Annotated in this window: 7 protein-coding genes and 1 pseudogene; 7 read left to right on the top strand and 1 reads right to left on the bottom strand. The window is 67.4% G+C overall.

The window, feature by feature from the left end; all coding sequences use genetic code 11:
- Positions 1-113 precede the first annotated feature (113 nt).
- Complete coding sequence (locus ACFV20_RS12370; RefSeq protein WP_385655465.1) at positions 114-1,157, bottom strand: ABC transporter substrate-binding protein; 1,044 nt, start codon at positions 1,155-1,157, stop codon at positions 114-116.
- Positions 1,158-1,714: 557 nt separating this feature from the next.
- Here ACFV20_RS12370 and ACFV20_RS12365 point away from each other — a divergent pair.
- The 7 genes and pseudogenes from ACFV20_RS12365 to ACFV20_RS12335 form a co-directional block, all read left to right on the top strand.
- Positions 1,715-5,836, top strand: a complete 4,122-nt coding sequence (locus ACFV20_RS12365; protein WP_385655464.1) for an SGNH/GDSL hydrolase family protein — start codon at positions 1,715-1,717, stop codon at positions 5,834-5,836.
- A 95-nt stretch (positions 5,837-5,931) separates the two neighbouring features.
- A complete protein-coding gene (locus ACFV20_RS12360; RefSeq protein ID WP_385655462.1) occupies positions 5,932-6,453 on the top strand; it encodes a hypothetical protein in 522 nt (173 codons plus the stop codon).
- Positions 6,454-6,520: 67 nt separating this feature from the next.
- On the top strand, positions 6,521-7,012 hold the full coding sequence (locus ACFV20_RS12355; protein WP_385655460.1) for a DUF6234 family protein: 492 nt from the start codon (positions 6,521-6,523) through the stop codon (positions 7,010-7,012).
- A gap of 739 nt (positions 7,013-7,751) precedes the next feature.
- On the top strand, positions 7,752-8,219 hold the full coding sequence (locus ACFV20_RS12350; protein ID WP_385655458.1) for a hypothetical protein: 468 nt from the start codon (positions 7,752-7,754) through the stop codon (positions 8,217-8,219).
- 3 nt (positions 8,220-8,222) lie between these two features.
- A complete protein-coding gene (locus tag ACFV20_RS12345; protein WP_385655457.1) occupies positions 8,223-8,639 on the top strand; it encodes a hypothetical protein in 417 nt (138 codons plus the stop codon).
- A 200-nt stretch (positions 8,640-8,839) separates the two neighbouring features.
- A complete protein-coding gene (locus ACFV20_RS12340; protein ID WP_385655455.1) occupies positions 8,840-9,529 on the top strand; it encodes a hypothetical protein in 690 nt (229 codons plus the stop codon).
- Positions 9,530-9,678: 149 nt separating this feature from the next.
- Positions 9,679-9,768, top strand: a pseudogene (locus tag ACFV20_RS12335) (DNA mismatch repair protein MutT); the annotation flags it as partial.
- Between the last annotated feature and the right edge of the window lie 126 nt (positions 9,769-9,894).

The raw sequence follows: 9,894 nt of genomic DNA, 5'->3' as shown, positions 1-9,894 counted from the left end.
GGGTTTTGGGGGGGGGGGGGGGGGGGGGGGCGGGGGGGGGGGGGGGGGGGGGGGGGGGGGCCCCGCGCGCCCCCCCCCCCCCACCACTGCTCACGCGCCTGAGGCGGAAGGCGTCAGGCGACCTTCTTGGCGCTCTCGATCGCCTTGGCGAGGTTCTCGACCAGGGGCGTGCACTTGTCGTACGACAGGATCGGCTCGGGCGAACGCGAGATGACCTGCCCGGCCTTGACCGCGGGGAGCTTCTTCCAGGTCGCCTCGGTGATGTCGGCCGGCTGGATGGTCGAGGCGCGGTCGTCCATCATGATGATGTCGGCCGGGTACTTGTCGACGTTCTCCCAGCTGAGGTTCTCGAACCAGCCGCCGTTGGCCTTCTTGGCCTTCTCCGGCGGCTCGACGAGGTTCACGCCGAGGGCCTTGAAGTACTCCAGGTCGACGGAGAAGTTGGAGCCCGAGACGTAGAAGATGGCGTCCGAGGCGGAGCCGGCCAGCACCTTGATCTCGGGGCGGGACTTGGCGGCCTTGCGCAGTCGCTCGGAGGCGGCCTCGAAACGCTTCTTCGCCTCGACGACCTTCGCGGCCTTCAGGTCGGCGCCGAGGGACCCGGCGAGTTCGGCCATGCGCTGCAGCGGCTTGGGCAGTTGCCGGTCGAAGACCGAGACGGCCACGCTCGGGGCGAGCTTGGCGATCTTGTCCTTGGACGCCAGCGGGACGTACCAGAGGGAGCCGGCCGCGTCGAAGGTGGTGGTGATGAGCACCTCGGGCTGGAAGGCCGCGTACTGCTCGACGTTGAACTGGTCGAACCGGTTGCCGAAGACGGTCAGCTTGCTGACGTCCATGTCGCCGGCCTGGACATCGGCCTTGCCGTCCTTGGTCCTGGTCGGGCCGAAGACGCCCTTGACCTCGATGCCGTAGTCGTACAGGGCGGCGGCGACACCGGTGAACGCGACGATTTTCGTGGGGGCGTGGTCCAGGCTCACGGTCTTGCCGCGGTCGTCCTTGAAGGACCAGGGGCCGGACGTGGCGGCACCCTTCGCGTCCGAGCCGCCGTCCTCGGAGTCCCCACTGCCACACGCGGTCACGAGGGCGCCGAGCCCGAGAACACCACCGGCGGCGAGCAGGCCGCGGCGGGAGAAACGGGCGGTGCTGGCGTTCGACATGACTGGGTCTGCTTTCGTGCGTACGGAGCCACTGCGGGCACGGCCGAGACCCCCGTGGCTGAGATCAACCTTAGGTTAGCCTAACCTGCTTTTGTGTCCAGCCCCGGAGGCGCACGAGTACCGGGACTTCCCCCGGGGAAGCGCGAAATCCAGCCAGATCGTGTGCAGTTGCACAGGGTCGATCCGCAGCCACTCCGGACCGCGCCCGACGGACGGCAGCCGGGCGGCCGGGACGGGTGGCCTGTGTCACACGTGATCCTGCTGTGAAAATTGTGAGTGACACCCCGTGTGGCCGACTGCTACGTTCCCCGTGACCACTGAACCGAACACCGGTTCCCGAAGCGCGCTTTTCACGGGGGAATGCTGCGCTATGTCTCGCTACGCCTTGCAGGTCATCCTGACGCCTGTCGCACGCAAGTGCCCGGCGCTGCCGCGTTCTGACCACCGCGGCCGGTGACCACGCGCTCTCTCGCCCTGCGTGACAGCAACTCCTCCTTCGATGACGGCGCCGTGCTTTCCGTCGCAATCGGAAAGCACAACCGTAGAAAGAGACCCACTTGAGACGCAACGCCATGCTGAGGCGTGCGCGGATACCGCTGACGGCAGCCCTCACCCTGGCTCTGTCCGCCGGTGTCGCCACCACGCAGGCATTACCTGCCGCCGACCCGCAGGGGGAAGCCAAGGGCTGGTCCGCACCGGCCGCCCACGATCCGGGGACCAAGCCCGGCGACCAGCCCGCCGCCGTCCCCACCGACCGGCGCCGGGAGGTCCTCGGCGAGGACTACAAGAAGTCGTCCGACCGCGCCTTCACCACCTCCGGTGACGGCACCGGCTTCCACGTCCTCATCGCGGACGAGAAGCAGGGGTACGCCTGGAAGACGGCCGCCACCCTGTCCGAGCCCGGCTTCGACACCGACTCCTGGATCGGCAACGCCTGCCTGACCGAGTCCGGGAAGTACGCGGCCGTCGCCTACGCGCCCCGCACCTTCACCAACAAGCCCGAGCTGATGACGCGCGGAGCGTTCACCGCCGTCGTCGACCTGACCGACGGTCATGTCACCAAGCTGCCGTTCCAGGCCACGCTGGGGTACTTCTCCCCGGGCTGCGGCCAGGGCGAGGAGGCGGTGTTCACGGCGCTGACCGACGACAGGTCGGCGAAGAACCAGACCCGCCTGGTCACGGTCGACGCCGGCACGGGGAAGGTCGGCACCAAGCAGACGGTCACCGGTCAGGTCACCTCGGCCGTGCCCACCGACCAGGGCGTTGTCGCCGCCGCCGGAAACCACATCGTGAAGGTCGAGGGCGGCAAGACCCGCGACGTCGCCACGACGAAGGCCTGGCCCTTCCAGCTCAAGGCCGACGCCGACGGCGGTGTGACCTTCATCGACCCGGCTCCCAAGCCGTCGAACGCGCGCGGCGCCGCGGCCGCCCGGAACACCGCCACGGTCTCCCGGGTCAGCTCCGCGCAGATCAGGAAGGCCGACGGCCGGAGCAGGGCCGCCGGGCTCGCGCAGGGCGACCTCGACGAGTTCGACCTCACCGCCACCCCCTCGGGCCGGGTGTACGTGACCGGCAAGGCCGCCTCCACCGCGCGCGCCGCGACCGGCCCGCTGAACAACCCCGGCGGCCTCGACAAGGACGCCCGTGTCTCCAGCCGGGGCCAGGCCGTCGTCACGGCCCGCTGGGCCGACGGCAAGGACTCCCGGATCCGCCCGCAGGAGGCCCTGGAAGCCCGCACCGTCCGCACCACGGTGGAGACCCTGGACACCCGCAAGACCGTCGTCCTGGACGCTCCTCCCGGCTCCGAGCCCGTCGGCGGGCAGCGTGAGATCACGCAGGGAACCCAGACGAGTCCGGTCCTGCTCGCGCAGGGCGTGAAGGCCCGAGGCGAGAAGGCCTCGTTCGGCGCCCGCGCCGCGAGCAACGACACGGTCGAAGCCGACCGTTACTGCTCGGTCCCGCGCAACGACCCCAAGAAGCAGGCCTTCCAGCCCACCCCTCGCCAGGTCGAGTGGGCCGTCGACCAGACCGTCGTCGGCAAGCTCAACAAGAGCGCCACCCGCGCGGCGAACTGGAAGAACACCGGCATGGCGGCGTACGCGCCGCAGACGCTCTTCCCGTTGACGCCGCTGGCCGGCGGCTCCGGTGAGGACTGGCACGTGCCCGCGCAGGTGATGCTCGGCATCACGGCGCAGGAGTCGAACATGTGGCAGGCCACCCGCCTGGCCGTGCCCGGTGTCACGGCCAACTCGCTGATCGGCAACTTCTACGGCGTCAAGTACGCGGCCAGTGGCCAGCAGCAGGACCCGTGGGCGATCGACTTCGCCGAGGCCGACTGCGGTTACGGCATCACGCAGGTCACCGACGGCATGCGGATGCACGGCAAGGAGAAGAAGGACGAGACGCCCAAGACGACGGTGCAGCAGGAGGCCGTCGCGCTGGACTACGCGGCGAACATCGCCTCGGGCGTCAACATCCTCATCGAGAAGTGGAACACCACGCGCAAGGACGGCTTGGAGATCAACGACGGCCATCCGAAGTACATCGAGAACTGGTTCTACGCGCTGTGGGCCTACAACTCCGGCTACTACCCGAAGTCCTCGCCGCAGAACGGCAAGTGGGGCGTGGGCTGGACGAACAACCCGGCCAACCCGCTGTGGAAGGAGAACCGGACCCCGTTCCTGGAGAACTCCGCGGGCAAGGACGACTACAGCCACGCCTCGCACCCGCAGGACTGGCCGTACGAGGAGAAGGTGATCGGCTGGGCCGCCCGTCCGATCGCGGCGATGTTCAAGCCGGGTGACATGCAGGCCGGTTACCGTGCCGCCTGGTGGAACTCCAACGACGCCCGCACCACGGCCAAGCCGCCCATCTTCACCTTCTGCGGCACGCAGAACGACTGCGTGCCCACGAAGATCACCGAGGGGGCCTCCAACGACGACGGCAAGGGCCCGTGCGCGCTGCCCGGTGACCCCCACGACGACAACCCGCTCTACCTGAAGTGCTGGTGGAACCAGCGGGTCGCCTGGAAGAGCTGCACGACCGAGGCCCGGTGCGGCAACCCGGTCCACCGGTTCGACGACACCTATCCCGAGCAGCCCGACGAGAACTCCTACCCGCCCCGCTGCAACACCGGCCTGCCGGCCGGGGCGCTGATCGTGGACGACCTGCCCAGCGGCAGCATCCCGGCGGGCTCCTCGGGACGAACCTGCACCGTGGCATCGAGGGGCACGTTCCAGTTCACCTTCGCCGGCGAGGGCGGCAAGTACCCGTCGAAGATGGACCTGCACCAGATCGGCGCGGGCAACAACAACCACTTCTGGATGGGGCACACCCGCTGGCTCGCGACCGCGGACGGAAAGCGGCTGAACGTCTCCGGCAAGTGGACGCTGGGCGGCACCCAGCGCGGCTGGATGCGCGTCTTCGTGCACATGCCCGACCACGGCGCCCACACCCGGCAGGCCGCCTACCGGGTCGGCGGCACCGACTCCACCTCGCCGGTCCGGGTGCACCCGCAGCGGATCGGCTCCAACAAGTGGGTCGACCTGGGCGTGTTCAACTTCACCGGCACACCGACCGTGACCCTGGACTCCGACACCGAGGACGGCACCGGCGACGAGGACATCGCCTGGGACTCGGTGGCCTTCCAGCCGCTGTCCGCCAAGCCGAAGGACTTCGTCGTCGGCATGGGCGACTCGTACTCCTCCGGTGAGGGCGCGTCCGAGGGCAACCGGGACTACTACCCGGAGACCAACTACCTCGACGAGCAGAACAAGAAGACCCGCAACGCCTGCCACCGCTCCACCCAGGCGTGGTCGCGCCAGGCGAAGATCCCGGGCCGCTCGCAGTCCGTCGGCGCCCTGGCCGACGGCTACGGCACCGCCATGGACTACCACCTGATCGCCTGCTCGGGCGCCCGCACGTACAACGTGGTGCACAACGGGATCGTGCAGTCCAACGGTGGTGAGGTGACGCAGATCGACAAGGGGTACCTGGACCAGAACACCACCCTCGTCACCATCTCCATCGGCGGCAACGACGCGCGCTTCGCCGACGTCATCCAGAAGTGCCTGGTCGCCTTCAACGGCGGCAACTGCAAGGACAAGACCTTCGAGGACGGTGACACCGACCAGGCCGTCGGCGGTCGCGACCGCAAGTTCATCGGGCAGCCGCTGGAGAAGGCCGCGGTCGGCGTGATCAACGAGATCGTGCGGCCGGACATCACCAAGGTCCTGACGGAGATCAGCCAGAAGGCGCCCAACGCCAAGATCGTGCTGATGGGCTACCCGCCGCTGATCGAGGACAGGGGTGCGTGCCTGAGCATCACGGTCCCGGGCCTCGGCCAGATCGGTCTGTCCGCCTCGTCCACGGACTGGCTCAACAGCGTGGCCGACTCGCTCGCGGCCTCCATGCAGGGGGCCGTGGACGATGCGAAGGCCAAGGGCATCAAGGCGTGGTTCTCCAACCCGAAGCAGAACTTCGCGGGCAAGGCCGTCTGCGGCAATCCCGAGACCGTCCACGGCATCGTCAAGACGCTGGTGGACTCCGACCAGCCGGCCCTGGACTACCCGATCCTCAGCGGCTACGGCCTGTCGGCCCAGTCGTTCCACCCGAAGATCGGCGGCGCCCGACTGTACGCCGACTCCCTGGAGCGCACCCTCGGCGGCATGGGCCTGTAGGCACACGGGCCTGTGAGCACACGGGCCTAGGCACCGCCGACCCCGGGGCCCCGCACGGGCGGGGCCCCACCCGATCTCACCCCGGAAGGGACAGCATGAGGAAACACCTGTCGACCGCCGTGGCGGGCGGCGCCGCCGCCCTCGCCCTCGTCGCCCTGGCCGCGGCGCCGGCCGCGGCCGGCACGGCCGACTCGCAGTTCGACGTGGTCTTCCCCGGCGACAAGCCGCAGACCACGTACTACGTCCAGAACACCGCGACCCTGTCCGGCAACCTGACCGGCAAGTCGGTCATGAGCTGGCAGATCATCGACGACCAGGTCGTCGACAACTCCAAGCGGTTCACCAGCTTCAAGATCACGACGCGGATCGAAGAGCGTCTGACCAAGACCGGCGAGGACCACGTCTACACGTCGAAGACGTGCGACCTGACCAAGCTCGTCAACGACAACTACTCGTGGTTCCAGGTGGAGCCCGCGAACACCTGCGTCGCGCCGTCCGCCGTGTACGACGGCGAGCTGTGGTGGTCGACCGACGCGACGATCGTCTACGACATCGAGGGCGACGGGAAGGGTGCCATCACCCAGGAACTCCTCGGTTCACCCCTGATCCACGGCTGACCACGCCACACCGCCGGGCCCTGCGTACCTGTACGCAGGGCCCGGCCTGCGAGAGAGACTCGTCTCCATGACCGACCCCGCCTCCCCGAGGCCTCCCGGCCTGCCGCAGTTCCGTGGTGACAACGTGCCGCCCCCGCGCGGCGGACGCCGGTGGCTGCCCCTCGCCGGTGACATCGCCCTTGCCGCCGGGCTGCTCGTCCTGGACGGGATCGGCGCCGTGGCGGCTTTCCTGCTCGGCATCGACTACAGCGGCTGGAAGCCGTTCGATCCCGGCGCGGACAACTCCGACGTCGTCCTCGCCCCCAACTGGCTGTACGTGGGCATCGCCGGCGGCGTCATGCTGCTGACCGCAGCCCTGCTGTACCGGCTCCGCGCCCTCGTCAGTACCTGCCTTCAGGTGCTCGTCGGCATCGCCGTGGTGGTCGCCGCAGTGGCCGGCGCACAGATCGACGAACACCGCGGCACCCGGGCCGAGCCGAGCGCGCCGGGTCCGTCCGCCCATGGGGGGACGGTCGCGACCGTGCCCTTCCAGGGGGCGCCGAAGCAGATGGAGAGGTAGCCGCGGACGCGACTCCCTGGTGCCGGCGAAGACGGCCACCCGGCGGGCGCCCACTTCGGGTGGACGAAGCTGGTCGCCTCGATCGTCGTCAGACCCGCGTCGGCCAGGCGGCGGACGACCACCGCCTTGATCGTTACCACGGGTGGGCCCTCGCCGCGTCTCCTACGACGTGAGACGGCGGGTGACGGCCCGGAGCAACTCGGTGCGGGCGACCTGCAACACGAACGCGTCACCGCGACCGGGTGCGGGCTTCGCGTACCAAGGGAGGCCACGGCGACGCCATGTGGCCGGTGGAAGCTCCTGAGGGAGCGGCGGCAGGCTCAGCGGCCACGGCCCGAGGCGCAGTTGTCCCGTCCACGCTCCGGCCGGCAGTTCGGTGACCGGTATGCGTACGATGAAGTCGCCGTCGGCCGGTGAGCCCAGGTGGACGGGGAAGGCGGCGGTCCTGCCCGTGCCGTCCTGGAGGTGAACGGCGAAAGCCCCCTCGGGGAGGGCGGCGAGCGTGCAGCGACCGGTCAACTCCAGTACCGCGGCGGTTCCGGTGGCCCACCGGATGTCGTCGAGGCTCAGGTGGGAGAGGACGTGGTGCTTGCGCTCGCCGATGTCGAGCGTGAAGTTGCCGTGGGGTTGAGATTTCCCAGGCGACGAGCGGTATGGGTGCGACCCCGGAGGCCGGCGATGAGTTCGGCTTCTCTCGCTCGTCGTACGACGCGGACGGGGACGGTGCACCGACCTGGTGGTGGGTGCTCCGTACGAGGACGTCGCCAAGGACGGTGGGCAACTGGTCGACGCCGGAGCCGTGTACATCATCCATGGCACGCCCAGCGGCATCGGCACAGGCTCGAGGGTCGAGGGCTACACCCAGTCGGAGCTCGACTCCGGCACCTCCACCGAGGCGTACGACTGGTTCGGATACGCGCTGAGGGCCGGGGGGACGGCGAACAGCGTGCCGTACCTGGTCGTCGGCGTCGGGTGCCTTCACCTGGACGTACCCGTTGACCACGCCGCCGGTGCCCGGCGGGCTGCTTGCGTAATCGATTCCAGAGGTGCATCTGGAGGGATTGACGTGAACAAGAGGATCCCCGGAAATATTCACGCAAACGAGGCAGAGATAGCTGTTCCGCGTACCATTGATTCGTGTCACATACGTGGGTGCTGGCATGAAACAACAGGAGAGTGGATCCCAAATCCGAACTATCGGGAGTGAGGCATGGAATCGCTTGAACTGCTGGCTGTAGGGCGAGGCTCCTCAGTCGTTCCAGTCTCGTTCGAGATCCTTGATAGCGAAGGGGCGGGCTTGGGAATGAAGTTCTCAGGTCGAGACTGGCAGCCCTTCACTGAGTCGAATCTGTTCAAGTGTCTCCTGAGTGCTCGAATCGACTTGGAGAAGGAAGATCTTCTGCTTTGCTGCCAAGGGGCGCGACCGGACGTCTTTCCCTCCGGAATGCAACAGCAGATGGATAATGGCCGCTTTGCCGCAGTCCTCTCCCGATCTGCCGAAGAGAAAGAGATTGTCGACATCTTCGCTGCGGCTGAACCATCGCAGGTGACTTCTGTGGAAGCCCAGCGAGTAGCCGTATATCAGTTCTTCAACCTGCCGATTTCTGATGCAGGCGGAGACGCGTAGAAAGGACCTGCATCGGCGTGTGACGGCAACGCTGACGGCAACAGGGCCGGACGTCGGTGCCCCCCCACGAGGTCTCGTGGGGGGGGCACCGACGTTCGTAGAGTGGTTCTAAGTACAGCGGACCGTCGATTCGGATGGACTACGCCGACCATCGCGCGGTTTGCAGCACTGGGTCATCGCTCGCCTCGAAGGCTTGGCGTATGAGGCAGAAAGAACTGATAGACGCTGGCGATTTTCGAGGCGCAATACAGATGGACGTAGATGACGTTCGGGCCCGCTTCGGCAACAAATACGATGAGGCGATCACAGAGATGTGGATGAGCCCAGTCAGAATAAGGCCCTTCGGAAATGGGCCACAGATCGACAGAATCCCTAGATGCTGCAGAGAAAGAAGTGAGATTCGGGTGTCGTCGGACTGGAAAGTTGAGATCGTTGAGTGTGGTGACCTCGTGCAGGATGATGACGAGGTCACTCCTCCCGATGAGGCTGAGCGTCGGTGGAATCGTTATGTCGAGCTGGCTGATTCGGTGACCGGCGACGAAGGCCCAGCTGGTGTCGCTGCGATCGTTTCCTCCTTTAAGGCTGATGAGGATTACGGGGCCTATCAGGCGGCGCACGCAGCTTTGGATCGCTTCCCTCGGGCGGATCTCGGTCAGGGAGTGGCCGATGCGGCCAAGGAACTTCTTTCCATCCCCAAGGATGGGAGTGGGAATGTCCTGCTAATCCTGGCCCAGGCTGGCCCTGTGGCAGTGAGCGCCTTCAATGAAGCTATGCGGTCAATCGATCCAGGCGTTCGGGTCTCGATCCGCGAACTTGTAGAGTTTCACGAATCTGAGGAGTGGCTCTCTGAAGGCAGTGTCCAGAACGTTCTTCTGATGCCGCGGACGTAGCCTGGCAGTGTGGATTCGAAAGCCCCACGGGCAGTGGTGCCGGTGGGGCTTTCGGGCGTCTTGACGGCAATGTCAGCCGACGACGGCTGCTGTGGGTGGGGCATCGGGGGCACCGTCGCCCTGACCGAGGGCGTTGCCGAGGGGGTCGCTGCTTCACCGCCCGCATCACGAGCGGCCAGCAGGCAATCTCCGACGAGACCACTGAACTCCGGTTCGTACCGCCGGAAGAGATGAACCGCTCCGGGATCACTGGAGGCACTATGCGTTGCCTTTCCAGCCGCCGGTTGGGGCCGATGTTGAGCATATTTGAGCCCTGTATGGTGCTGCCCGATAGCTGAGCTCTGCTCCAGTGACGAAGCCCCGCC

The sequence above is a fragment of the Streptomyces sp. NPDC059696 genome, from assembly GCF_042733745.1.
Taxonomy (GTDB): domain Bacteria; phylum Actinomycetota; class Actinomycetes; order Streptomycetales; family Streptomycetaceae; genus Streptomyces.
Note: the sequence above shows the minus strand (reverse complement) of the source record. Positions and strands in the feature narration are given on the sequence as shown.

Bases quoted from the DNA above. Each gene is read 5' to 3' on its own strand.
- ACFV20_RS12370 (WP_385655465.1), bottom strand. From the start codon at position 1,157: ATGTCGAACGCCAGCACCGCCCGTTTCTCCCGCCGCGGCCTGCTCGCC.
- ACFV20_RS12360 (WP_385655462.1), top strand. From the start codon at position 5,932: ATGAGGAAACACCTGTCGACCGCCGTGGCGGGCGGCGCCGCCGCCCTC.
- ACFV20_RS12355 (WP_385655460.1), top strand. From the start codon at position 6,521: ATGACCGACCCCGCCTCCCCGAGGCCTCCCGGCCTGCCGCAGTTCCGT.
- ACFV20_RS12345 (WP_385655457.1), top strand. From the start codon at position 8,223: ATGGAATCGCTTGAACTGCTGGCTGTAGGGCGAGGCTCCTCAGTCGTT.
- ACFV20_RS12340 (WP_385655455.1), top strand. From the start codon at position 8,840: ATGAGGCAGAAAGAACTGATAGACGCTGGCGATTTTCGAGGCGCAATA.